Source organism: Citromicrobium bathyomarinum (assembly GCF_038594605.1).
Classification (GTDB): domain Bacteria; phylum Pseudomonadota; class Alphaproteobacteria; order Sphingomonadales; family Sphingomonadaceae; genus Alteriqipengyuania; species Alteriqipengyuania bathyomarina_B.
Genome location: NZ_JBCFZM010000001.1, coordinates 278,612 through 302,173 on the forward strand (window position 1 = coordinate 278,612; position 23,562 = coordinate 302,173).

At 65.1% G+C, this 23,562-nt stretch carries 25 protein-coding genes; 9 read left to right on the forward strand and 16 right to left on the reverse strand.

The window, feature by feature from the left end:
• From AAG612_RS01255 to AAG612_RS01275, 5 genes are read right to left on the reverse strand one after another with little or no spacing between them, the layout of a single operon-like run.
• Positions 1 to 474 (reverse strand): MAPEG family protein, encoded by a 474-nt coding sequence (locus AAG612_RS01255; RefSeq protein ID WP_342506453.1) that lies wholly within the window; start codon positions 472 to 474, stop codon positions 1 to 3.
• Positions 471 to 908 (reverse strand): MAPEG family protein, encoded by a 438-nt coding sequence (locus AAG612_RS01260; RefSeq protein WP_342506455.1) that lies wholly within the window; start codon positions 906 to 908, stop codon positions 471 to 473. The genes AAG612_RS01255 and AAG612_RS01260 overlap by 4 nt, the downstream gene beginning before the upstream one ends.
• 58 nt (positions 909 to 966) lie before the next feature.
• Positions 967 to 1,641 (reverse strand): class I SAM-dependent methyltransferase, encoded by a 675-nt coding sequence (locus tag AAG612_RS01265; RefSeq protein ID WP_425341836.1) that lies wholly within the window; start codon positions 1,639 to 1,641, stop codon positions 967 to 969.
• On the reverse strand, positions 1,641 to 2,855 hold the full coding sequence (locus tag AAG612_RS01270) for a BtaA family protein (protein ID WP_342506459.1): 1,215 nt from the start codon (positions 2,853 to 2,855) through the stop codon (positions 1,641 to 1,643). Before AAG612_RS01270 ends, AAG612_RS01265 begins: the two co-directional genes overlap by 1 nt.
• 16 nt (positions 2,856 to 2,871) lie before the next feature.
• Positions 2,872 to 3,816, reverse strand: a complete 945-nt coding sequence (locus AAG612_RS01275; RefSeq protein ID WP_342506461.1) for a threonine ammonia-lyase — start codon at positions 3,814 to 3,816, stop codon at positions 2,872 to 2,874.
• 241 nt (positions 3,817 to 4,057) lie between these two features.
• Here AAG612_RS01275 and AAG612_RS01280 point away from each other — a divergent pair, with 241 nt between their 5' ends.
• The 3 genes from AAG612_RS01280 (at position 4,058) to AAG612_RS01290 (ending at position 7,177) form a co-directional block, all read left to right on the forward strand.
• Positions 4,058 to 5,269, forward strand: coding sequence for a saccharopine dehydrogenase family protein (locus tag AAG612_RS01280; protein ID WP_342506464.1), 1,212 nt, complete (start codon positions 4,058 to 4,060; stop codon positions 5,267 to 5,269).
• A 2-nt stretch (positions 5,270 to 5,271) separates the two neighbouring features.
• Positions 5,272 to 5,787 (forward strand): O-acetyl-ADP-ribose deacetylase, encoded by a 516-nt coding sequence (locus AAG612_RS01285; RefSeq protein WP_342506465.1) that lies wholly within the window; start codon positions 5,272 to 5,274, stop codon positions 5,785 to 5,787.
• A gap of 100 nt (positions 5,788 to 5,887) precedes the next feature.
• Positions 5,888 to 7,177 (forward strand): S41 family peptidase, encoded by a 1,290-nt coding sequence (locus AAG612_RS01290; RefSeq protein ID WP_342506467.1) that lies wholly within the window; start codon positions 5,888 to 5,890, stop codon positions 7,175 to 7,177.
• 19 nt (positions 7,178 to 7,196) lie between these two features.
• Here AAG612_RS01290 and AAG612_RS01295 read toward each other — a convergent pair whose 3' ends face one another.
• The gene (locus tag AAG612_RS01295; RefSeq protein ID WP_342506469.1) at positions 7,197 to 8,606 is read right to left on the reverse strand and encodes a serine hydrolase domain-containing protein; all 1,410 of its coding nucleotides are present in this window, start codon (positions 8,604 to 8,606) and stop codon (positions 7,197 to 7,199) included.
• Between the two features lie 166 nt (positions 8,607 to 8,772).
• Here AAG612_RS01295 and AAG612_RS01300 point away from each other — a divergent pair, with 166 nt between their 5' ends.
• From AAG612_RS01300 to AAG612_RS01310, 3 genes are all read left to right on the forward strand, one after another.
• Positions 8,773 to 9,945, forward strand: coding sequence for a carboxynorspermidine decarboxylase (locus AAG612_RS01300; RefSeq protein WP_342506472.1), 1,173 nt, complete (start codon positions 8,773 to 8,775; stop codon positions 9,943 to 9,945).
• Between the two features lie 77 nt (positions 9,946 to 10,022).
• Complete coding sequence (locus AAG612_RS01305; protein ID WP_342506474.1) at positions 10,023 to 10,520, forward strand: type III secretion system chaperone family protein; 498 nt, start codon at positions 10,023 to 10,025, stop codon at positions 10,518 to 10,520.
• A 209-nt stretch (positions 10,521 to 10,729) separates the two neighbouring features.
• On the forward strand, positions 10,730 to 11,932 hold the full coding sequence (locus AAG612_RS01310; RefSeq protein WP_342506476.1) for a type III PLP-dependent enzyme: 1,203 nt from the start codon (positions 10,730 to 10,732) through the stop codon (positions 11,930 to 11,932).
• Here AAG612_RS01310 and AAG612_RS01315 read toward each other — a convergent pair.
• Positions 11,929 to 12,657 (reverse strand): helix-turn-helix transcriptional regulator, encoded by a 729-nt coding sequence (locus tag AAG612_RS01315; protein WP_342506478.1) that lies wholly within the window; start codon positions 12,655 to 12,657, stop codon positions 11,929 to 11,931. The two genes, AAG612_RS01310 and AAG612_RS01315, sit on opposite strands and share 4 nt — an antisense overlap.
• 92 nt (positions 12,658 to 12,749) lie before the next feature.
• On the opposite strand from AAG612_RS01315, the gene AAG612_RS01320 reads away from it, so the two are divergent.
• Entirely contained in the window at positions 12,750 to 13,322 is a 573-nt protein-coding gene (locus AAG612_RS01320) for a glutathione S-transferase family protein (protein ID WP_342506480.1), read from the forward strand.
• Between the two features lie 60 nt (positions 13,323 to 13,382).
• On the opposite strand, the gene AAG612_RS01325 is transcribed toward AAG612_RS01320, so the two are convergent.
• From AAG612_RS01325 to AAG612_RS01365, 9 genes are all read right to left on the reverse strand, one after another.
• Positions 13,383 to 14,051 (reverse strand): LuxR C-terminal-related transcriptional regulator, encoded by a 669-nt coding sequence (locus tag AAG612_RS01325; RefSeq protein WP_342506482.1) that lies wholly within the window; start codon positions 14,049 to 14,051, stop codon positions 13,383 to 13,385.
• A 105-nt stretch (positions 14,052 to 14,156) separates the two neighbouring features.
• Complete coding sequence (locus tag AAG612_RS01330; protein WP_342506484.1) at positions 14,157 to 14,849, reverse strand: nitroreductase; 693 nt, start codon at positions 14,847 to 14,849, stop codon at positions 14,157 to 14,159.
• Between the two features lie 87 nt (positions 14,850 to 14,936).
• Positions 14,937 to 16,151, reverse strand: coding sequence for a cell wall hydrolase (locus AAG612_RS01335; RefSeq protein WP_342506486.1), 1,215 nt, complete (start codon positions 16,149 to 16,151; stop codon positions 14,937 to 14,939).
• 98 nt (positions 16,152 to 16,249) lie between these two features.
• Entirely contained in the window at positions 16,250 to 17,050 is an 801-nt protein-coding gene (locus AAG612_RS01340) for a hypothetical protein (protein ID WP_342506489.1), read from the reverse strand.
• Positions 17,051 to 17,089: 39 nt separating this feature from the next.
• On the reverse strand, positions 17,090 to 18,082 hold the full coding sequence (locus tag AAG612_RS01345) for a hypothetical protein (RefSeq protein WP_342506490.1): 993 nt from the start codon (positions 18,080 to 18,082) through the stop codon (positions 17,090 to 17,092).
• A 136-nt stretch (positions 18,083 to 18,218) separates the two neighbouring features.
• Positions 18,219 to 18,653, reverse strand: coding sequence for a hypothetical protein (locus AAG612_RS01350; protein ID WP_342506492.1), 435 nt, complete (start codon positions 18,651 to 18,653; stop codon positions 18,219 to 18,221).
• A gap of 38 nt (positions 18,654 to 18,691) precedes the next feature.
• Positions 18,692 to 19,924 (reverse strand): 5-aminolevulinate synthase, encoded by a 1,233-nt coding sequence (gene hemA, locus AAG612_RS01355; protein ID WP_342506494.1) that lies wholly within the window; start codon positions 19,922 to 19,924, stop codon positions 18,692 to 18,694.
• A gap of 75 nt (positions 19,925 to 19,999) precedes the next feature.
• Positions 20,000 to 20,794 carry a glutamate racemase gene (gene murI, locus AAG612_RS01360; protein ID WP_342506496.1) on the reverse strand — a complete coding sequence of 265 codons (795 nt, stop codon included), beginning with the start codon at positions 20,792 to 20,794 and terminating at the stop codon, positions 20,000 to 20,002.
• Positions 20,795 to 20,841: 47 nt separating this feature from the next.
• Positions 20,842 to 21,678: a LuxR C-terminal-related transcriptional regulator gene (locus AAG612_RS01365; protein WP_342506499.1), complete on the reverse strand. Its 837-nt coding sequence runs from the start codon at positions 21,676 to 21,678 to the stop codon at positions 20,842 to 20,844.
• 124 nt (positions 21,679 to 21,802) lie between these two features.
• Here AAG612_RS01365 and plsY point away from each other — a divergent pair, with 124 nt between their 5' ends.
• Complete coding sequence (gene plsY, locus AAG612_RS01370; protein ID WP_342506501.1) at positions 21,803 to 22,414, forward strand: glycerol-3-phosphate 1-O-acyltransferase PlsY; 612 nt, start codon at positions 21,803 to 21,805, stop codon at positions 22,412 to 22,414.
• A complete protein-coding gene (dprA, locus tag AAG612_RS01375; protein ID WP_342506503.1) occupies positions 22,411 to 23,523 on the forward strand; it encodes a DNA-processing protein DprA in 1,113 nt (370 codons plus the stop codon). The genes plsY and dprA overlap by 4 nt, the downstream gene beginning before the upstream one ends.
• Positions 23,524 to 23,562 lie beyond the last annotated feature (39 nt).

The window sequence follows — 23,562 nt, forward strand, 5'->3', positions numbered from 1 at the left end:
CTAGACCGTCTGGAGGAGGGCCTCACCGCCCCCGGTGCCGCCACCGAACACGGTGGCCGCAGCGATACCGATCAGCGCCATCAGCACCACGCTGGAAATCGCAAACAGGACGAAGCGCACGATCACGCGGTTGGCGGTCACTTGGACGATCGTGTGGATGACGCGCAGGCCCATGTAGATCCACGCGAGCAAGGCGGTGACGCCATCGCCCGCACCCAGAATCGCGAGCACGATTGCAGCAGCGTAGAACACAGTCGGCTGTTCGAGCAGGTGATTATAATTGTGCGCGGGCCACTGATCCCGCTCGGGCAAGACGCCGTCGAGCGCGCCGGTTGTCCCGCCATGCAAGTGCTTGACGTCGAGATCGGGGCTCTTCTGCATGGCCGGAATGCGCCGGATATACATCAGGAGCCACACGAACATGGTCCAGATCATCAGCGCGACGACGGGTTGCAGGATGTCCATGCCGATCATGAGGGGGCTCCGAGAGTTGCGATGAGCGCCATGACCGCAAGCGCGATCAGCGCGAGTGTCGAGGCGATAAACAGCAGGAAGCGCACTGCCACGATATTGACCGTTGCCTGCCAGACCGAATGAACGATTCGCAAAGCCACATAGATCCACGCCAGCAACACGGCGAGCGGGCTGGGGGCGAGGATCGCGAGGATCACGACCGTGGCGTAGAACACCGTCGGCTGTTCCATCAGGTGGGCGTAGTTGTGCGATTTCCACTGAACCTTGTCAGGGATCACGCCGTCAAGGTTCTGGCCGCGACCGCCGCGCGGTGCAGCCTTCAGCCCGCCGGTCACCTTGCCCATTGCCGGGAGGCGGGTTGCCGCCATCCACAAAAGCATCACGAGCGACCATGCGACAAGCACCGCAGCCGGTGCCAGCATCTGAGCCTGCATTATTTGCCCTCCCTGAAATCAGTTTTCGATCAAAACCTACCTTGGCGGGTTCGTGCCGTCAATCCGCCTCGCCGGTCGCGCGATACAGCCGTTCGAGCCGGTAATAGCCGCCCATGCCGTCGCGCCCCTTACGGGTCCAGCCTGGCTGTGCGGCAAGTTCTGCGGCTACCTCGGGCAGGTTGAGCCGGGGGGCGACATGAAATTGCTTGAGCCACCATTTGAGGATCCGCGCGCCCAGTGTGTCGCGCGCGCTGTAGCTGCCGAAGTCGACCACGTGTAGCGATCCGCCCGGTGCGACCAGCGTTGCCGCGTGGCGCAAGGCGCGTTCCCAGTCGGGGATCATCGACACCGAGTAGGACAGGATCACCCGATCGAAGGTCGCGCGCCCCAGCATGGCCCGCGCGTCGAACTGGCGCGCATCGGCGGGCGCGAGGATCGCTGCCGTGCCAAGCTTGCCTGCCGCGCTCTTGAGCATTTCGGTAGAGATATCGATCCCGAACGCCTTGGTGCCGGGGTAGGCGCGCTGCACCTTGGCAAGGTTGCGGCCCGTGCCACAGGCGATTTCGAGCACGCCGTCGCCCGGAGCGCAATCGAGCCCCCGGATCAGGTCGTCGCGCCCGAACAGGTAATATTTGCGCGTCACATCGTAGATGTACTTCTGGCCGCGATAGATCGAATCCATCAAGGCCGCGTGATCGTGCACTTTGCCGTCTTTTGGCCCCCCCTGCGCCATCATGCGAGCTCGTAGAGGTGCACGCCGCCGTAGATCGAGCTGCGGTCGCGCTGGGTCAGGTCCTTCGACAGCTCGTCGTGATAGGTCCACTGATCGAGGATTTCGTTGGGCACGCGGCCCGGCAGCAGGCTCGGCTCGGCGGCGGTGCGAAACAGCACGCGCGCCCCCTTGCGGGCGGTACGGGTCACTTCGCGCCACAGATCGGTCAGCTGGTGATCGTCCATCCAGTCCTGCGCATCGAGGAACACGTAGCGGTCGAGGCTCATCGCCGGCTGGGCGGAGAGGAATTCGGAAAGATTGGCGCGCTGCACGCTCAGCTTCGCCACCCGCTCGCGCAGATCGGCGTAGTTTTCGCGCTGGAGATAGGGGGGTAGCGGCGCATCGTCCTCCTTGGAATAGCCGCGATTGAAGGCCTGCCACGCGAAGTAGTTGTCCTTCACGTCGAAATCGCAGGAGAGCTTTTCCAGCCGCTTGCGCAGCACTTCCGCCATTTTCTCGTCGCCCGCCAGTGCGTCGTATTGCGCAGGGGGAATGCCGAGGCCGAACAGCGAAGCGGGCTGGTTGGTCACCCAGCGCACGAACTTCTTGTCGAACACGGGCGCAAGCTCGTTCTCGAACACCTCGCGCTGCTGCTCCACCGTCGGCGCTTCCAGCACCTTGCGCAGGTCCACCCCGTAAAGCTTGGCGAACAGGTGCGCCATGCCGATGAAGTTGCCGAGCAGACCCTGCTTGTAGATGCCGCGCGAGAACTGCGTGATCCGGCGACGTCCGCGAATGTCGCGTCCCTCCCAGTACTTGCGGCTTTCGGCGTCGAGCAGCGGGGCGATCCGGTCTTTGTAGATCGCCACGTTTTCCTTGTAGTCGGAATGCGCGAAGAAGCGGCGGAACAGGTCGTAATTGGGCAGCGCATTGATGGCCGCGATCTTGAGCCGGCCGAGCGCGATATGCGCGCGGTTGAGATCGACCGCCGTGATCGCCGCCGGGTTCGCGGTCAGGTAGCTCAGCGCGTTGCAGCTGCCGCTGGCGATGCACAGCACGCGGCTGTCTTCCTTGATCTGCAGGCCTTCCATGTCGACCACCGGGTCTTCCCAGATCTGGGCATAGACCAGCCCGCGAAACGCGGTGGCGAAGGCCTTGTCGAGCAGCGTGTCTTTCAGACCGGAGCTTTTGCGGACGACCGAACGGTCGATGATATGGGTTTCGCCTTGCGGCATGGGGGAAAGTCTCCGGTTAACGCGGGTCGATCGTGGCAGCGAAGCTCGCAGGGTCTACGTTGCGGCCTGTCACCATGATCGTGGTGTCGTCGATCAGCGCTAGCTTACCGGCAAGGGCTGCCGCAAGGGCCGCTGCGCCGCCGGGTTCGATTACCAGGCCCAGGTTTGCGAAGCCGAAACGCTGTGCCGCGCGCACCTCTTCATCGGTCACGGTGACGCCCGTCTCTGCGCGCCCGCGCAGCACATCGAGGTTGATCGGCTTGGTCGCGGGGGGCTGGAGCGCGTCGCAGATGGTCTCCGGCGCATCGGGCGCGACCTGCACGATTGCGCCTTTCGCCAGCGCTTGCCCGACCATATCCCACCCGTAGGGCTCGACCGGCACGATCTTGCTGTCAGGGCAGGCGAGGGCGAGTCCGGCGGTCAGCCCGCCACCGCCACAGCAAGCGAGGATCATGGGCGGCTGTTTGCCCAGTTGCTCGGTAATCTCGATCCCGGCGCTGCCTTGTCCCTCGATCACCCACGGATCGGCAAAAGCGTGGACCAGCACCGCGCCGCGTTTTGCGATCTCGCGCGCGGCGACCTCATCGCGATCCTCTCCGGGCCGGTCGTAGAGGATGATTTCGGCGCCGAGCGCTTCGGTCGCCTCCAGCTTCACCTTCGGTGCGTTGCGCGGCATCACGATAGCGGCCCTGATGCCGAGCTTCCCCGCCGCCCAGGCGACGCCCTGCGCATGGTTGCCGCTGGACACAGCGATCACGCCGCGCGCACGCTCTTCCTCGCTCAGACACGAAAGCCGCCACCAGCCACCGCGTATCTTGAACGCGCCGATCGGTTGCAGGCTTTCGGCCTTCACCCAGCATTTCGCGCCGTCGATCTCGACCGGCAGCAGCGGGGTCGGAGGCAGGATTTTTGCGATACTTGCGGCTGCGGCAAGCACGCCGTCGCGGGTCGGCTTGCGCATCAGGCTGCATGCTCCCTGACACACCTGACACAGTGTCCTGAGGCGAAAAAACCGGCCGGGTCACGCCGACACGCTTCAGGCAGTTCGATGATGGGATTTGGCGCGCTCATGCGGCCCCGTTAGAACCCCCGACCGGGTTAGGAAAGCACGCTTTGCCACAACGCGCGCCGGATCGTTTGGAGGCGCGCGTCCGTTTGGCTAAGGGCGCGCGCAAGGATTCGAATTCGAAAGGAATACGCACATGGCGAAGGTACTGGTGATCGGGGCAGGGGGCGTCAGCTCGGTCTGCGTCCACAAGATGGCGATGAACGACGGAATTTTCAGCGACATTCACCTCGCCAGCCGCACGAAATCGAAGTGCGATGCAATCGCCGCCTCGGTGAAGGAGCGCACCGGCGTGGACATCGCGACCTACGAGATCGACGCGGAAGAAGTCCCCGCGATGGTCAACCTGATCAAGAAGGTTCAGCCCAAGCTGGTCGTCAATCTGGCGCTTCCCTATCAGGACCTGCCGATCATGGATGCCTGCCTCGAAGCGGGCGTCGACTACCTCGACACCGCGAATTACGAGCCCAAGGACGAGGCGAAGTTCGAATATCACTGGCAGTGGGCCTATCAGGATCGCTTCAAGCAGGCCGGCCTGACCGCATTGCTCGGCTCCGGCTTCGATCCGGGCGTGACCAGCGTGTTCACGATGTGGCTCAAGAAGCACAAGCTGAAAACCATCCGCCAGCTCGACATTCTCGACTGCAACGGCGGCGACCATGGGCAGGCCTTCGCGACCAACTTCAACCCGGAAATCAACATCCGCGAAGTGACCGCGCCTGCGCGCCACTGGGAAAATGGCGAGTGGGTCGAAACGCCCGCGATGCAGGTGAAGACCGAGTTCGACTTCGAGGAAGTCGGCCCCAAGAACGCCTACATGATGTATCACGAGGAGCTGGAAAGCCTCGCCAAGTTCGTGCCCGAGCTAGAGCGTGCGCGCTTCTGGATGACCTTCGGCGATGAGTACATCAAGCACCTCAGCGTGCTGCAGGCGGTCGGCATGACCAGCATCGAGCCGGTCAAGTACCAGGGCCGCGACATCATCCCGCTGCAGTTCCTCGCCGCCGTGCTGCCCAAGCCGGAAAGCCTCGGCGAAACGACCAAGGGCAAGACCAATATCGGCGTCATCGCGACCGGCGAGGCGCTGGATGGCAGCGGCGAGAAGACGTTCTACATCAACAATATCTGCAGCCACGAAGCGGCTTACGAGGAAACCGGCAACCAGGCGGTCTCCTACACCACCGGCGTCCCCGCGATGATCGGCAGCGCGATGATGGTGCAGGGCACGTGGGACGGCGACGGCGTGTTCAACATGGAGCAGTTCGATCCCGATCCCTTCATGGACATGCTGAACGATCACGGCCTGCCGTGGAACGTGAAGGAGCTGGACGGGCCGGTCGGGTTCTGACGATGGGCGCGGTCCTCGAAGTCTACCGGGGCGATATTACGAAGCTGGATGTCGACGCAATCGTCAACGCCGCCAATTCCTCCCTGTTGGGCGGGGGCGGCGTCGATGGCGCGATCCACCGTGCGGCGGGCAAGGAGCTGGTCCACGAATGCCGCCTGCTGGGCGGATGCAAGACCGGGCAGGCCAAGATCACCGGCGGATACGAGCTGCTGGAGAAACACATCATCCATACGGTCGGCCCGGTCTGGCGCGGGGGTGATAACGGGGAGCCGGAATTGCTCGCAGACTGCTATCGCAACTCGCTGCGGGTCGCGCGCGAGAATGCGGTGCGAAGTCTGGCTTTCCCTGCGATTTCGACCGGCATCTACGGCTTTCCGATAGAGCGTGCCGCGCCCATCGCCGTGCGGACGGTGCGCGAAGAGGCGGCGCGGCATGACGGGGCGTTCGACCGCATCCTGTTCGTTTGCTTCGACGCCGCCGCGCAGTCGGCGTTCGAGGCTGCGCTGGCAGGCGATTGAGCGCGGTCCCGCAAGAGGCGAAGCGTGCGAGTTGACATGCCGGACCGCCGCTGCATTTGCTCGCCGGAGTTCAAGCAAATCGGCCGGAGTATTCTCAACCATGCGCAGCTTCGCCCTCGGGTGTCTTGTCTTTGCCTCGCTGGGCGTTTCGGTGCCTGCCACGGCGCAGGACGTGTCCGCTGGCTCGGCCCAGCCCGAGGCGGCTTTCGATGCGGCGGCGGCGTGGGGCGAGTTCGAACAGCTGCTGCGCGGCAGGTATGCCTATATCGAGCGCGACGATATCGACGTCGAGGCGCAGCTGAAGCGATCGCGCGCGCTGGCGGCCAGGGCGCCCGACAAGGCGGCGCTGCGGCGGATCATGCACCGCACCGCGCTCACCTTCATGGACCCGCACCTGATCGTCGGCCCGTTTGAGGATGACGACTACGCCATCGTGATGACCGCCGCCGATCTCGACGCGCGGTTCCATGATGGCGGGGCGATGATCGTCGATGTGCGGCGCGGATCGCCTGCGTTCGACGCGGGGTTGCGGCCGGGCGACGAGGTGCTTTCCATCGGCGGCAAACCAGCGAATTCTGCCGCGCGGGCTCCCTTCGTCGAGGTGCTGCCCGATCCTACCGCGGCGCAGCTCGACTACGGGCTGACGCTGGCGGTCAACGGGCGGCGCAGGGGCGAGCGCACGCTGGAAATCCGCTCGGCAAAGGGTCAGACCCGCACGGTCGAGCTGGGCTCGACGCGCGACTGGGCCAACTCGCTGCGCGAGCGCGATCTGGTCGATCTTTCCTTCGTCGGCACCGGCGGCGATGTCGCGGTTCTGACGCCGCTCAATTCGCTGGGCGACAATGGCACGATCACCGCCTTCGACGCAGCGATGAAGGAGGCCATCGGGGCGGGCGCTCGCGCGATCATCCTCGACATGCGCGAGACGCCCAGCGGCGGAAACACCGAGGTTGGCCGCTCGATCATCGGTCATTTCACCAACCGGGTGAGCCCATACCAGATGCACCGCATTCCCGCGTTCGAGCGAGAATTTACCGTGCCGCGCCAGTTCGTCGAGTATGTCTTCCCGCGCGAGCCCTACTTCGGCGGGCCGGTCGTCGTGCTCCACGGCCGCTGGACCGGCAGCATGGGCGAAGGGATCGTCATCGGGATGGATGCAGCGACCCGCGCGACGACGATCGGCTCGAACATGGGCGATCTGCTGGGCGGGCTCTGGAACGAGCAGGTCGAACTGAGCGGCGCGCGCGTCGACCTGGGCGGGGAGGCGCTGTTCCATGTCGATGGCACGCCGCGAGAGGACTACGTCGCCGCGATTCCCATCGAGCCAGCCAGCACCGGGGCCGACGGCTCGGATCCGGGGATCGCACGGGCATTGAAGGAACTGGAATAGCGCCGCCGACCGTGGGCGATCACCTGCTCGCCGGGCGGCCCCCATAGGCGATACCCAGCCGCACCGCCGCCCACACCAGCCCCAGGATCGCGATCGCCTTCAGCATCAGCGCCATGTCCGGCTGGAACAGCGCGAGCGTCGCCAGCGAGACGCCGAACAGCTGTGGTATGATCGACACGCACATCCATGCCACCGCCGCCATCGCGGCCAGCGGAAACCACAGACTGAACCGCCCGAACGCGCTGGCTCGTTTCGCACGCAGCGATCCGCGCTTCACCCATGCCCACGCCATCGCCAGCAGCAGCACGATGGGCCCGGCTGCCAGCGAGAGGAAGTTGGCGATCCGCATCGCTCGGCCCGTGTCTCCCGGCGGCGGCAGGTCGAGCGCGCGCGCGACCAGCCCGTAACGCAGCTGCGTCGTCTCGGCGAAACCCATCCCGCTGCCGCCATTGGTCAGCACCACCACACCGCGCTTCTTCGCGGGGATCATCGCCGCGATCGTCTCGAACCCGGGGCTCAGCCCGGTATGATAGGCGCTGCCTTCCGCACCATCGAGCATCCAGCCAAAGCCGTAACCGGGCGACGCATCGCTGGCAGGCTCGAGCATCCGTGCCTTGCCCGCCGCACTCAGGATATCGCCGCGCCCGTTCATCATCATCTGCAGATAACGCGCGAGGTCGCCCGCGGTGGAAACGATGCCGCCTTGCGGGGCCGAGCCAAGGCCGCTCCATTTCGCCTCCGTCGCGCGCATCGAACCGAACCACGGCACATGCCCTTGCGCAATCGCGCCCTGCGGCTCTCCACTCGAGACATAGCTGTCGTCCATGCCAAGCGGGTCGAAGATGTTCGCCGCAACATAGTCGGAATAGCGCATTGCGCTGACCGACTCGATCACGCGGCCGAGGATCAGGTAGTTGGCGTTGGAATATTCCCACCGGCTGCCGGGCGAATAGTCTGGTTCCTGCTGCGCAAACCATGCGGCGCGGCGCGCGATCCCATCGGGCAGAGCTTCGGTGTCCGCCGGGGCGCTGTTGCCCTGGAGGGTCGAATAGCCGCTGGTGTGGCCGAGCAATTGCCTCAGCGTGATCGCCCCGGCGGGCTTGCCCTGGAAATCGCCAAGGTAGTGCGACACCGGCTGGTCCAGATCGAGCTTGCCCGCTTCGACCAGTTGCATGATCGCGAGCGCGGTGAAGCTCTTGGAGATCGAACCGAGCAGGAAGCGCGTTTCGGCGGTCACCGGCTCGTCGCCGCCCCTTGCGACTACGCCATGCGCGCCGGTTGTCACTTCGTCGCCGTCGACCATCGCCCAGGCGACACCGGGCAGCGCGCTATCGCGCATCTGCCCCGCGACGAAATCGTCCAGCTCGCCTGCCGATGCAGGAGCGATCAGGGCCGCCAGCAACAACAATACCGCCGATATGCGGAGCATTCTGCGTTCCCCTCCGACTGTGCGCGAATCCGATCCCTGAAACGGTTGCATAGCACCGATTGCTGAGACGGCCACAAGTCGTCGACCGACATATCACGGCAGCCGATGACGGCAGCCGATGACAGCACCCGATGACAGGGGCGCGCCGCTTCCCTATCTGGCGCCCATGGAAACAAAAGCCGGCGACCCGGGCGCCTTCGCCCATTTCGATCTCTCTCGCGTCGAGACCCCTGCCTTCGTGGTGGATGCGGCCAAGCTGCGCGCCAACTGCCAGATCCTGGCGGAAATCCGCGACGAGGCGGACATCAAGATGCTCAGCGCGCTGAAAGCGTTCAGCATGTGGAGCACCGCGCCGATCCTGGGCGAATATCTCGACGGGGTATGCACATCGGGCCTGTGGGAAGCGCGGCTGGCATCCGAGTTCTACGATGGCGAGATCAGCACCTATTGCGCGGCCTACAAACCCGACGAGCTGGAGGAGGTTGCGCGGCTATCCGACCATGTCATCTTCAACTCGCCCGGCCAGATGAGCCGCGCCGCGCTGATCCTCGAGCATGCGCGCGCCAGTGGCGGTGCGTTCGATGTGGGCCTCAGGATCAACCCGCAAGTGCCGACCGGTGAGGTGCCGCGTTACGATCCGTCCAGCCCCGGCAGCCGCTTGGGCTTTCCGCTCAGCCAGCTGACCGAGGAGCATATGGAAGGGGTGGAAGGCATCCACTTCCACAATCTGTGCGAACAGGGCTTCGAACCGCTCAACCGCACGTGGGACCGGGTGTTCGACGCGATCGAGCCGTGGTTCGGCCAGCTCAAATGGATCAATATGGGTGGCGGCCACCACATCACCCGCGCCGATTACGAGCGCGACGAGCTGATCGAGTTCCTGCGCGACGCGAAGGATGACACGGGGGCGGAAATCTACCTCGAACCGGGCGAGGCGGTGGCGCTCGATGCGGGTATCCTGGTGGGCACGATCCTCGATACCGGAGAGAACGACGGGCCATTCGCCATCACCGACATTTCCGCCACCTGCCACATGCCCGACGTGATCGAAGCGCCGTACCGGCCCGCGATGCTGGACGAGAAAGCGGGCGAGCCGCCGGTGCGGCTGGGCGGATCATCATGCCTCGCGGGCGATGTGATCGGCGAATATTCGCTGCCGGTGCCCAACGAGCCGGGGCAGCGGATCGCCTTCCTCGACCAAGCGCATTATTCGATGGTGAAAACCAACACTTTCAACGGGGTCCCGCTGCCCTCGATCTGGCTGTGGGACAGCGAAACCGACGCGCTCGATTGCGTCAAGCGCTTCGGCTACGAGGAATTTCGCAACCGGCTTAGCTGAACCAGGCAAAGCGCGGTGCTGGCCAAAGCCCGCGGATTGTGGAAGCTTCTTCCGGCATCGGAAGGGGACGGACACACATGATTCGCAAGCTGACACTCGGATTCTCGCTTGGCCTCGCTCTGCTCGCCGCGCCTGGGTCGGCCCAGGATTACGCGCCGAAGCGCGTCGTCGGCGCGGTCGATATCGACGACCTTAAGGCGATCGTGGCCTCGCTCGATCACACGCTGATCGAAGTGGGGAGCGGCGACGAGGTTACGCTCGGCGCAAGCGCCGATGACGGCACCAAGTACATCCTCACCGGCACGGCCTGCGACCGGGGCGGCATAGCGGGCTGCCAGGGCGTGATGATGCAGGTTCGGTACGATCCGATAGCTTCGGTCACCGATGCGGATCTGGCCCGTGCCAACCGCGAACAGGCAGCCATTCTCACATGGCAGGACGATTCGAACGGCACGATCGGCACGACCCGTTACGTGGTGCTCGATCATGGGATAACGATGGCCAACCTGCGCGAGAACGTGCGCGTCTTGCTGGCCATCACCCCCCTCGCGATCGAGGCACTCGTCGGCGATTGAACGCGGCAGCCCGTCGCACTCTGGCGGGTTTTCGGAACCCCCTGCTTTCCCAGCGTTGAATCAAGGAACGCTGCGCTGACGATTTCTCTTGCATCGGTAGGCGGATGGCTTATTTGCCCGCCTCCGCTGCCCCAAGGGGACTCTTAAACCGCAAGGCAGCCCCGGCACCGTCCGGTACTGAAACCTAACCGTTTTGGGGGTCCCTTGAATTGGCCACTTATCCTGACGCTCGATCCGTAGTCGAAGCCCTCGCGCCCGACGAACCGGTCATTCTCAACCGTCCGCACGCCGCGGCCCGCGCCGCGCGTTTCTTCGCGAACGGGTTCCGCGGGCGTTCGCTCTATGCGGTCAAGGCGAACCCTTCGCCCGACCTGATTCGCATCCTGTGGGATAACGGCATCACGCATTACGACGTCGCGTCGATCGTCGAGGTGCGGCTGGTGCGGTCGATCCTGCCCGATGCGGAGCTGTGCTTCATGCATCCGGTAAAGCCCAAGAGCGCGATCGCCGAAGCCTATCACCAGCATGGATGCCGCACGTTCAGCCTCGATAGCGAGGAAGAGCTGGCGAAGATCGTCGACGCGTGCCGCGCGCCCGACGGTAGCCCCGCGAAAGACCTCAAGCTGCTCGTGCGCCTGCGCGTCTCCAGCGAGTTTTCCGAGCTGTCGCTGGCCAGCAAATTCGGGGCCGACCTGACCGAGGGGCCGGTGCTGTTGCAGCAGACCCGCCAGCATTGCGACTGGCTGGGCGTCTGCTTCCATGTCGGCAGCCAGGCGATGACGCCGTTCGCCTATATCCAGGCGATCGAGCGTGCGCGCGCCGCGATTGTCGCATCCAGCGTGGTGATCGACATCGTCGACGTTGGCGGAGGCTTTCCGAGCATTTATCCGGGCATGGAGCCGCCGCCGCTGGAAGACTACTTCGAAGTGATCTTCCGTGCGTCCGAATCGCTTCCGGTCTCCTATTCGTCGGAACTGTGGTGCGAACCTGGCCGCGCGCTGTGTGCGGAGTATTCCTCGCTCCTCGCGCGTGTCGACAAACGCCGCGGGAACGAGCTGTTCATCAACGACGGCGCCTATGGCGCGCTCTACGATGCGGCGCATCTGGGGTGGAAATTCCCGATCCGCGCGCTCGATCATGAAGAGCATGCGGCGGCAGAAGACTTCGCGCTCTACGGCCCGACCTGTGACGATGCGGACTACATGGAAGGGCCCTTCGCGCTTCCCGCCGACATCAAGGCGGGCGACTATATCGAGGTCGGCATGCTGGGTGCCTATGGCGCGGCGATGAAGACCGATTTCAACGGCTTCGGTGCGACCCGTGCCGTGGAAGTCGACGACGATCCGATGCTGAGCCTCTACGACGGCCGTCGCGAGCGTCCACAGACCGACAACGTGGTCAACCTGCGTTAATTTCCCGGTTGGGGCGGCGGGTCTTCCAGGGCCTGCCGCTCCGCCGCCTTCTGCGCTTCCCATTCGGCCATGCGCATCGCCTGGTAGCGGCGCAGCAGCTCGACCCGGCGCGGGCGGAAGCTCGTGCTGCCTGCCTCCAGCCGTTCCATCCGCGCGACTTCGAATGTGCGGTAATCCTCGCGCAGCAGGCACCAGCCGACCAGCATCAGCGTAGTCGGGCTGTAGGATAGGCCGAGCGGGAGGATCTCGCGTTCCGACACGCGCTCGCGCCGGTCGCGATAGGTTATCGTGACGCTCGTCTCGTCCCAGCAGGACTGGCGCAGCAGATCGACATCGACCGCGATCTCCGGCCGATCCCCCGGCATGCGCCACGATCGCATGATCGCATGCATCGATTGGCGCGCCTGACGGTCTGGCAGGGTGGCGATGATCCGCGCCATGGCGTCGCGACCGGCCTGTGCAAGCCGTTCGTCGCCCAGCTCCTCCAGACTGCCCACCGCCAGCATCAGCGCCTCGGTTTCGAGGCGGGAGAAGCTTTGCGGCGGCAGCGCGGGATCTTCGGTCAGCGTGTAGCCGAACCCTGCCGCGCCATCGATCAGCACGCCGCCAGCGCGCAGCGTGGCGACGTCGCGATAGAGCTGGCGGCGCGAGATTTCCGTTTCCGCTGCCAGACGCTCGGCCGTGACGGGCGAGGGCAGCCGCCTGAGCGCCGCCAGCAACCGCATGAGTCTGTCCTGCCGCGCCATCGCCCTACTGCCTCATTCTGTCAGTAGAGAGTGCATATCCGTGGCCCATCGAAAACGGAAAGGAAAATCACATGGCAACGCTCTATCACTCGCCTCAAACACGCTCGGACACGGTCGTCCATCTCGTGCATATGCTCGGTGCCGACGTCGACATTCGGGAAGTAACGATCACCCGGCAGGACGGTTCGGGTGCGGCCGACGCGGACAACCCGCATCCGGAGAAGAAGGTGCCCTACCTCGTCGATGGGGCCGATACCGTGCGCGAGCGGGGTGCGATCATGCTCTATCTGACGGACAAGTACCCGCAGGCCAAGCTTGGCCCGGTTGTGGGCGAGGCCGGGCGAGGCGCGTATCTTTCGTGGCTGTCGTATTACCAGGGCGTGATGGAGCCGCTGTTGATCCTCAAGTTCGCAGACCTGACGCATCCCGCCATCACCGCCGGTCTGGGCGACCTGGAAAGGATGCTGGGGCAACTCGACGCGGCGCTGAGCAAGGGGCCCTGGCTTCTCGGAGAACGGTTCAGCGCAGCGGACATGCTGTGCGCTTCGCCCTTCCAGTGGTTCGCGGAGATGCTGCCCACCGACCCGGCGATCCGCGACTGGGTGGATCGCTGCGCCGCCAAGGTTGCAGAGGCAACGGCTTAGGCCGGATGGCGGGGAGGGGGCAATCTCTCCCCGCACATCGCGCAAAAGCGGCTCTAGCGGCTATATGCCCGCTTCCACCGCCACGCGGATCAGGTCTGCCGAGGTGCGCAGCTCCAGCTTTTCCATCACCAGCTTGCGGTGCATCTTGATGGTCTTTTCCGACAGGCCGAGCGCGGCGGCAATCTGCTTGTTGAGCAGGCCCGCGGCGACCATCCGCGTGACCTCGAACTGTCGCGGAGAGAGCGTTTTCACCATGGCGGCCGCGCGTTCCCTCCGGCTGGCGGCCAGCGCCGGGTCGCCATCGGCGATCTCGACCTGGCTGCCGAGGAAATGCAGCAGTTGGTTCTCGTCGTCGAAGATCGGCGCGACGAGCACGGCGTTGCGGAACGGATCGCCGTTCTTCTTGTAGTTCAGAATCTCGACGATCACGGGGCTGCAATTGCGCACGCCCTCGCGGATTTTCTCGGTCAGCCAGGGCTCGGTCCCGTCGCCTGCGAGGAAGCGGCAGTTGCGGCCGAGAATCTCATCGGGCGGATAGCCGGTCAGATCGATGAAGGGCTGGTTCACCACGACGATCGGATTGTCGTGCTGGCGCGGGTCCGACACGACCGAAGCAATCGGGCTCGCCTCCGCCATCTGAAGCACCCACGGGGCGGGCCTGTCCTCCGAAACACAGAAGGACTGGTCGCCGAAAGCTTCCCATTTTACAGCGGGCTTAACCTCTTCCATGGCTCTTGTATCGCGAGGCCTGCGCGAAATTGCAATTCCCTACGAGCACCCCTTGCCCAGCGCCGGGCATGGCGCGGCGGGGTGAGGTGGCGGCGGGCGAGCGCGTCAATCGGCAAAGCCGACGAAGCGCACGGTTTCCTCGAGGCTCTTGCGCTCGGTCACCACGGCGTTCGCGGCGAAATCGGGATCGGGCCAGCCCATCGCGACGCAGATCATGATGACCTGATCCTGCGGAATATCCGCGTGTTCGCGCACGACCGGGCTTTGCATGATCCCTTGCGAATTGATCACGCAGCCAAGCCCGCGCGACCATGCCGCATTGACCAGCGCATTGGTGACCGCGCCGCAATCGAAGGGCGCGATATCGCTGCCGAGGATCGCGCGGTCGTAGGTAACGACGATCGATACCGGCGCATCAAACTGGCGAAAGCCACGCAACGTCCAGTCCTGCCTGCGTTCCTTGTCGTCACGCTCGATCCCCATCGCGCCGAACAATTGCTTGGCAACGTCGATCTGGCGGCGCCGGTGATGCTCGGGCATGTCGCCTTCGGGGCGACGGAATTCGCGGCTGTCGGGATTGCCCGCAAGGATACCTTCGGTGTTGCCCTGCCGGATCGCATCGAGCGGGTCGCCGGTGACGACGGTGAAGTTCCAGCATTGGTTGTTGAACGAGGACGGCGCGCGGGTGGCCAGCGCAATCACCTCCTCGATCAATTCGCGCGGCACCGACCTGTCCAGAAACCCGCGGATGCTGCGTCGGCCGGTGACGACCTCGTCATACGTCTGTTTGCCGCTCACCGCTTTTCTCTCCCATGGCATTTTGCCCGTCGATTAGCCCGGCCCAGAGTGCGCAGCAAATCCGCTACGGCACTGCGATGCTGCGCCTCAGGGGCGGGCGCGGGGGAGACAGGCGCCGGGCGCGGGATCGGGAAAGGTGCGGCAGTCGAAATAGATTGCTTCGCCATTGCCCGAACGCGCGGGCAGGAAGCTGAAGCCGAGCGTGCGCCGCGCCTCGTCCGAGAGGGGAAGCTGCGAGGGGATCGCGGAAGGATCGCTCCAGCCATAGACCTGGCAGAACCCGCCGCCCGGGCACAGTGCGCGCGCGCGTTCGACCAGTGCAGCGGGTGCCTCGCCGCGAGCGACGAGCACGAAATGCACGCGCGGATCGGGCGAGGTTGCGGGCGCGCTTGCGGCGGGGGAGGGTGGCTTGGAGCCTTCTATCAAGCGCGGGCCATCCTTGCCGCCGCTGGTGATCGTACGCTGCGCCGCGCCGTCTTCGGCGAAGGTCTTCAGGATGGTCTCAGGCCGTTCGATCTCCATTGCGGTTTCGCGCAGCCCCATCGGGTCGGGCTCGCCGCCGCGATAGCGCGCGTTGAGCGCCTGCGGCGTGCCCCAGAAGCCGCGCCAGCGATAGAACATGTGCGGGCCGACGGCTGCGATCTTGTCCAGCTGCGGGCTCCACCACGGATAGACGTAGTCCGCATGGTAATGGGTGGCGAGGCCGACTGCGGCTTCGACCCGGCCGCCCAGCGCTTCGTCGGCCCGCTGGCGGGCGGCGCGCCATTCGCTGTCGGGGTAGCGCCGCGATAGCGATCCGTCGCAGGTGAAGGTGAACTGGCAGCCCGTCCGTCGATGCGAGCCCTGATAGACGACGCCGCACACGGTATTTGCGAAACCGGGGTGGCGCGTGCGGTTGAGGATGACCTGCATCACCGCGCGCTGGTCCGCATCGCCGTAACCCGCCTCGGCCATCGCGGCGAGCGCGAGGCAGTCACGCGCGCGGACCCGGTCGGGCCCGCTGCCAGCGAACATGAAGGATGGCGCGGTGCCGGGCCCGCCCTCGACGATCTCGACCGCTGCATTGCGCGCAGCAGCGTCCTCTGGCGCGAGTTCGGATTCGCGCAGGTCCGCTTCCTCCCCGCTGGCTGGCAGTGCCTCGACCGGGGGCGGGGCGGCACTCTCGTCCAGGGCGCTCCGGGCCGCCGGCTCTGCGCGCCCAGCGCCGACGATCGCCATCGCGGCGAACACCACGAACAGGATCGCGCCAACGCCGAACAGGGGCGCATTCTCGCGGAACAGGCTGGAACGCTGGAAGTCCATCGCGCCTAGATAGCGCTGCGCGAGGGCAATACTATCGGTGTCGGTTCAGGATGCCCCAGCATTCGACCAACTTCGCAATCGCGGGCTGGCGCGATGCCTCAAACATGTTGCGGCACATGCCGGTGCTTTTGCAGGACTTTCGCCACTCTGCCCAACGCCGCACCGATCGTTTCGGGAAACTCGCCGGGCGCCAGGTCGGCGGTGGCATTATGCGCGGTTGCCACGCGGCGCGCGGCCGCCCAGTCCTGCGCCATGCCGATCGCCCATTCGCGAAAGGCGTCGGCGGCGTGCGGATCGGGTTCGAGCGCCTTGGCAAGCGTCGGATGAAACGACAGCCGACCGGTCATCGGCAACAGCGAGAGCGGGAAGGGTGCTTTGAGCGCGGTGAGCGTATCGTCGACGAAGATCGTGCCGCTGGGTGCGTGGTAGGCCAGCACCGACGTGAAATGCACGTTCTCGTCCTCGCACACCATCTGTACGCCCTTGGGGACGGAGAATTGCAGCGCATCGCCGAACAGCGTGTCGAGCGCACCGGCCTCGCACTTTTCGCTTTCCCACTTGAGGTCGGGGAATTTCTCGTGGTGGCGCTTGGTGCCGTAGAGTTTCGCCTGCGGGTAGGCGTTCGCCATCCACTCGCAATGCAGCGTGTGGAAGGGGTGCAGGTTGACGATCGCCGCGACCTTGCGCCCATTGTCCGTCAGAGCGTCGACCTTGGCCTTGAGCTCGTCGTCCAGCGTATAGCTGTCGAGGAAGACGAAGCGCCCGTCGGGCAATTCGACCAGCGCGCAATGCGTGCCGAGGTCCAGCACCCCACCGAGCCGGAAGGTCCCACGGATATGGTGGAAGCCGTTTCCGAAATCGGTGAGCGTGCCGGGTTTCGTTTTTGTTATCTCTGCCATGGTGGCCAAGCGGTTCAGTGCCCGCCCTGTTCCCGGCGTTTACTGCGGACGCATGATGAAAAGCGCGCCCAGCAGAAGGTCGCTATCGTCCGCACGGCGCGTCTGGATGCCCACCGATACCGCCGCCGTGCCGCCCTGCGGGCCGAAGAAGCCGCCCCCGAAAGTGCCGGAAGTGGTGTTGTTCGCATTCACGATCAAATCCGAATATCCCAGCGGATAGCCCTGCACATTCGCGAAGGTGGTCGTGCCGGTGAAGGTGCCGAGATCGGTTATCGTGCTTGATGCCTGACCGTTCGTCAGCAGCTGCCCCTTGAGAGTGAGCGAGAAACCGATCTGGCCATTGGTCGGATTGCCGGTGAGGGAGACGGTCGAGGCGGAGATGCGGTAGCTCTCGACCGGCCCGGCGCCAGCATTCCGCACCACCTGCGCCGTCCCGAAGGTGGCGAGCCCGCTATAGGTCACGCTCGTGGAGGGACGATCGGTCGCCAGCGTGGGTACGCCGAGCGCGCAGGTCTGGTTGGTGTAACCGGAGAAATTCTCGGCCACGACCTGGGATACCCGCACATAGGGCAACTCGGCGGAATTCTGCGTGATCGGGAAAATCGAGAAGCGCTCGGTAAAGCCGTTCGGCGTGTTCTTGCGATAGGCTTCCCCACTCACCGACGCATCGCGGTCTGCCTGGGTGAAGGAGGTCTCGAAGGGGGCGAACAGGCCGGTGCCGTCGCTCGCTACATTGTAGGAGGGCTGGCTACGATCGGAGACGATCGTGATCCCGGCTCCCAACGGAGCGCCGCCGACGGGCAAGGGGCTGCGTCCCGCCTCGATATAGCTGCCGCCGCAAGTCGTTATGAAAGTCTGAGTGCCGGAAAGCTGGGCGAATGTCTGGTAGGTCGGGCCCGCAGGCGGAGTGCCGCCACCGCCGCCGCCGCCACCCCCACCGCCAATCGGTGGAGTTGAGGAGCCACTGTCGCTGCCGCACGAAGCCAGCATGACGCAGCCGATCACGAACGCACTAGAACGCAAGCGACGCATATTCTGTTTTCCTGAAAATACCCCCGGCCCCGTTGGCCGTTTGAACTAAATAGCGCGGTTCGATCTCGGTGAATACGGATTTCGTACGCGGATCAGGAACATAACGACGTTTTGTGTTCTGGCGACCGGTGGCGCGTCACCTTGCCGGACCACCCGCCGCGCGGGTGGGGGATTTTCGCTTGGATATGAGGTCGCAAGCTTTGCTCAAATCCTCGTCAGATCGCGCATCGAATCCCCAGAGCGCGTTGAATTGGGCTGGGCCCTGCCGCTCGACCAGGAGCCGAAAAGGTCTGTCATCCCGAAATCGAGAATGGGCAACCAGAGAGCCCCGGATATCTCTCTCGCTGACATTACCGAAATGAACTTTGTCGACCGACATCTTGTAAACTTGGCGGCTACGCCAGTTTTCCATCCCATACGCTTTGCCGGCTTCCGCATCGAGCGTGAAGCTTTCGACAAACGACAGCTTCCCGCTGATCACGGCGAGGTTCGGACAACGCGCTTCGATCTTCGCCGAATTGCCGGTCGTTTGGCATGCCGAAACCGTCACCAGCAGGGAAATCAGGAGCATCCCATTTGATCGACACGCTACCCCCTCTCCCGGCGCGCCTACGCCGCCTGCCGCAGCTCCAGCTCAAGCCGGTCCCAGATCTCGGCCAGCGCATCGACCAGCTCGCGCATCATTTCCTCGGTGTGCGCGGGGCCGGGGGTGAATCGCAGGCGTTCGGTGCCGCGTGGCACGGTCGGGAAGTTGATCGGCTGCACGTAGACGCCGTATTCGGCGAGCAGGATGTCGCTGATCCGCTTCGCCTTCACCGGGTCGCCGACCATCAGCGGCACGATGTGCGTGGTGGAGTCCATCACCGGCAGGCCTGCATCGCGCATGATCTGCTTGAGCAGCTTGGCGGCGGCCTGCTGAGCGTCGCGTTCTTCGCTGCTGGCCTTCAGGTGCTTGACCGAGGCGAGCACGCCCGCGACCAGTACCGGCGATAGCGAGGTGGTGAAGATGAAGCCGGGCGCATAGCTGCGGATGCAGTCGACGATCCGCTTGTCCGCCGCGATATAGCCGCCCATCACGCCGAACGCCTTGCCCAGCGTGCCTTCGAGAATGTCGATCCGGTGCGCGGCCTCGTCGCGCTCGGAAATGCCGCCGCCGCGCGCACCGTACATGCCGACCGCGTGGACTTCGTCGCAATAGGTCAGCGCGTTGTACTTCTCCGCCAGGTCGCAGATCGCGTGCAGCGGAGCGACGTCGCCATCCATCGAATAGACGCTTTCGAAGGCGATCAGCTTGGGCGTGTCGGGGTCTTCTGCGGCGAGCAGCTCTTCGAGATGCTCAATGTCGTTATGCCGGAATACGCGCTTGGCGCAGCCCGAATTGCGGATGCCCGCAATCATGCTTGCGTGGTTGAGCGCGTCGGAGAAGATCACGCAGCCGGGCAGCAGCTTGGCAATGGTGGAGAGCGTCGCGTCGTTGGAGACGTAGCCACTGGTGAAGATCAGCGCCGATTCCTTGCCGTGCAGGTCGGCCAGTTCGGCCTCCAGCTCGACATGGTAATGCGTGTTGCCGCCGATATTGCGCGTGCCCCCGGAGCCAGCGCCGACATCGTGCAGCGCCTCTTCCATCGCCTCGGTCACCTTGGGGTGCTGGCCCATCGCGAGATAATCGTTGGAGCACCACACGGTGATCGGCTTCGGGCCGTTATGGCCGTGGAAGCAGCGCGCGTTGGGGTAGGCACCCTTGTTGCGCAGGATATCGATGAAGACCCGATACCGGCCCTCTTCGTGCAGGCGATCGATCGCCTTGTCGAATATATGGCTGTAGTTCGTCACGGTGGGCACCGTTTAAAGGTCAAAAACCGCAGTTTCCAGCGCGATCTTTGCGAGTGATTCGCAAAGGTGACGGATAGAATGCAATCAGAATTGCGTGGCGTGCATCAGCCCGTGGCGTTCGAGCATTGGCACGAGGCTGGTGAGGCCATTGGTGCTGCCGGTCACAACCGCGAAATCCTCTTGCTTGCGCGCAAAATCCTGCCCTTGCGTCAGCGAGGCAATCCGCCGTGCGATCCCTTGCGCGCCGTCGACCAGTTGAATGTCCTGCCCGAAGACCTCGCGCAGCTCTTCGGCCAGCAGCGGGAAGTGCGTGCAGGCCAGCACCAGCGTATCGAGGGCTTGAGCCTGCGGATGGTCGCGCAAGCCCGCCACCGCCTTTGCCACCGCGCCATGGGCCAGCATTTCGCCACGCATCTTCGCTTCGGCCAACGGCACCAGCGCATCGGCGGCGTGGCGAATCAGGCTCTTGCCCTGCGCGAACTCCGCCTCCAGCCGGTCGACATAGGGCTGGCGCACGGTTGCCCCGGTGCCGAGCAGGCCGATCGTGCCGGTCCTGGTGGCCAGTGCCGCAGGCTTGATCGCGGGCACCGTGCCGACGATCGGGATCGCGAGCACATCGCGAACCATGCCCAGCGCAATGGTGCTGGCAGTGTTGCAGGCGATGCAGATGAGGCGCGGCTGATACCGCTCTGCCATTCGCCCCAGCAGCCCGCACACCCGCGCGGCAACCTCGGCTTCGCTCTTGGTGCCATAGGGCAGGCCTGCGAAATCGGCGGCGTAGATCACCGGTGCCTCGGGCAGAGCCTCGCGCACTTCGGCGAGGATCGTGAGCCCGCCGACACCGGAATCGAAGATGAGGATGGGGGCCGTACGGGGCATGGATCCGAGCCCATGCCCCCGCACACCGTCGGGGTCAATCGACAGGCTCAGCTCGCGACACGGGCCCCGTCGTCGATCATCGGGGTCAGCCACGCGCGATACTCGGCCAGCGTGATGCGACCGTCGGTGTCACGATCGGCTTCGGCTAGCTCCTCCATATCGGGATCGCCCTGCCCCGATGTTTTGCGCTGCACCATGACGAAACGGGCGGTTCGGACTTCGGATGCATCGATCACGCCGGAATTGTCGCCATCCAAGACCAAAAAGGTGCGGTTGACAGTCTCGTTGGGGTTCCCTCCGGCACGGGCATATACGGTGGCATAATCGGGGGTGGCCGGAGGCGCTCCCATCTCGCCAGTTCCGCGGATTTCCGCATCGTGCTCTTGCGTCCCATTGTCGGCATCGATTGCGCCGACTTCTGCTTGACCGGTGATCTCTTCACCGTTGGCAGGCGTGCGTGCGCCAACATTGCCGGAAATTTGTTGTGTGGCAGCAAATGCCAAGGCTGCGATTAGAAGGCTCATGATGATCGCTCCGGGAACCGAGAGGCTGCTTCGCCGCCACTCCCTGGTCCCCGAAGGAAGCGCGACGCGGGCAGCATCATCTCGACCTCCCATCCCGTCCGGAAGCTCCGCCGGACCGGCTACGGTGCGGTCGTACCCCTCGGCCTCCGCCAGAAGACGCGCCGCCTCGAGCGAGGTCGCCACATCGAGCTTGGTCCGCGCCATCTTCAGCCGCTTCTCGACCGCGTGGTGCGAAATGCCGAGGTCAAGCGCGATTTCCTTCGCGGTCTTGTGCTCGAGCCACAGCCGCAGGCACTCGCGCTCCCGTTCGGTCAGCCGCGCAATTGCCGAGGCGGCACCCTGAGTTACTGAGGCTTCCATCGCGCGAAGGTTTACCCGCGGCGGTGGTGCGCGCAAGGTACGGTCTGCTGGTACTCGAACCGATCCGGGCGCATTTTGGCAGGCAGAGCTTCGACAAGCGGCCCGGGCGGGCTATGGGGAGGGCATGGACACTCTCTACGCCGCTCTGATCGGCTATCTCCTCGGCTCGATTCCCTTCGGCCTGTTGCTCACCCGGTTCGCGGGGCTGGGCGATGTGCGCAATATCGGCAGCGGCAATATCGGCGCGACCAACGTGCTGCGTACCGGCAACAAGCGGCTGGCGGCATTCACGCTGCTGGGCGATCTCGCCAAAGGCCTCGCGGCGGTGCTGATCGCGCGGGCACTGTTCGACCAGCCCGATCTGATGCCGCAGGCGGCATACGGCCCGGTGCCCGTCGCCGCGCTGGCTGCGGTGCTGGGCCACTGCTTCCCCGTCTGGCTGGGCTTCAAGGGCGGCAAGGGCGTCGCGACCAATGCGGGCGTCTGCTTCGGGCTGGCTTGGCCACTGGGGCTGACTTACGCGATCGTGTGGCTGGCCATTCTCGGCGGGCTGCGGATCAGTTCGCTTGCCGGGATGGCGGCGGTCGTGTGCGCCGCGATTGCCGCGTCCATCCTCGATTACGAGCCTTTCGTCCCGGTGCTCGCGCTGATCGCGGTGCTGGTGCTGTGGCTCCACCGCGCGAATATCGGGCGGCTGGTGAAGGGCGAGGAGCCCAGGGTCGGCGCGAAGAAATGACGCAAGGGGCGGGCTCCGGGCTGTCGCAGGCCGAAGCGTTCGCCCGCATCCGCCTGCTTCGATCCCCCCGGATCGGCCCCGTCACCTTCGCGCAACTGCTCTCCCGCTATGGCAGCGGGGAGGCAGCGGTCGAGGCGCTGCCCAATCTCGCCAAGGCGGGTGGAGGGCATCACACCCTCGCAAAAGAAGACGCGGTCCGTCGAGAGATCGACGCGGTGAAGCGCCACGGCGCGCGCTATCTGTTCCACGACCAGCCCGATTATCCGGAAGCGCTGGCCGCTTGCGAGGGCGCGCCGCCGATCATCACCTATCGCGGCGACCTGTCGCTGGCGAGCAAGCCGGTCGTCGCGATGGTCGGCGCGCGCAATGCCAGCGCAGCGGCGGTCAAGCTGTCGCGCGAGTTCGCTCAGGCGCTTGCGGGCGCCGGCTTCGTGGTCGTTTCGGGTCTGGCGCGCGGGATCGACGGTGCAGCGCACGAGGGCGCTTTTCCACGCACCATCGGCGTGATCGCGAGCGGGATCGAGATCGCCTATCCGCCGCAGCATGCCGAGCTGCAGAAGCGGATAGCGAGCGAAGGTCTGCTGATTGCCGAGCAGCCCCCCGGGACCGAGCCGCGCGGCAGCCACTTCCCCAGTCGCAACCGGATCATCGCCGGGCTCGCGCTGGGCACGCTGGTGGTGGAGGCGGCGGTGAAATCCGGCAGCCTCATCACCGCCCGGCTGGCGGGCGAATACGGGCGCGAGGTGATGGCGATCCCCGGCAGTCCGCTCGACGCGCGCAGCCACGGCTGCAATCACCTGATCCGCGAAGGCGCGGTACTGGTGCAGGAGCCCGCCGATGTGGTCGAGTTGCTGAGCAGCTTCGACGGATCGCCGCGCAGCACCTTCCGCGAATCCGTTAGCGCCTATGATGCAGTGTCCGATGACATCGCCGAGGCGGAGCCTGCCGACATCGCGAGCCTGCTCGGCAATGTGCCCGTCGCGGTGGATGAGCTGATCCGCCAGTCGGGCGCGCCAGCAGCAGCGGTGCAGCTCGCGCTGCTCGAACTGGAAATCGCCGGGCGGCTCGAACGGCATGCCGGGGGCCGGGTGAGCCTTTCCTCGGGCTGATCATCGCTCTATGCCTTTGCAATAAGGGCGTATCAGGGA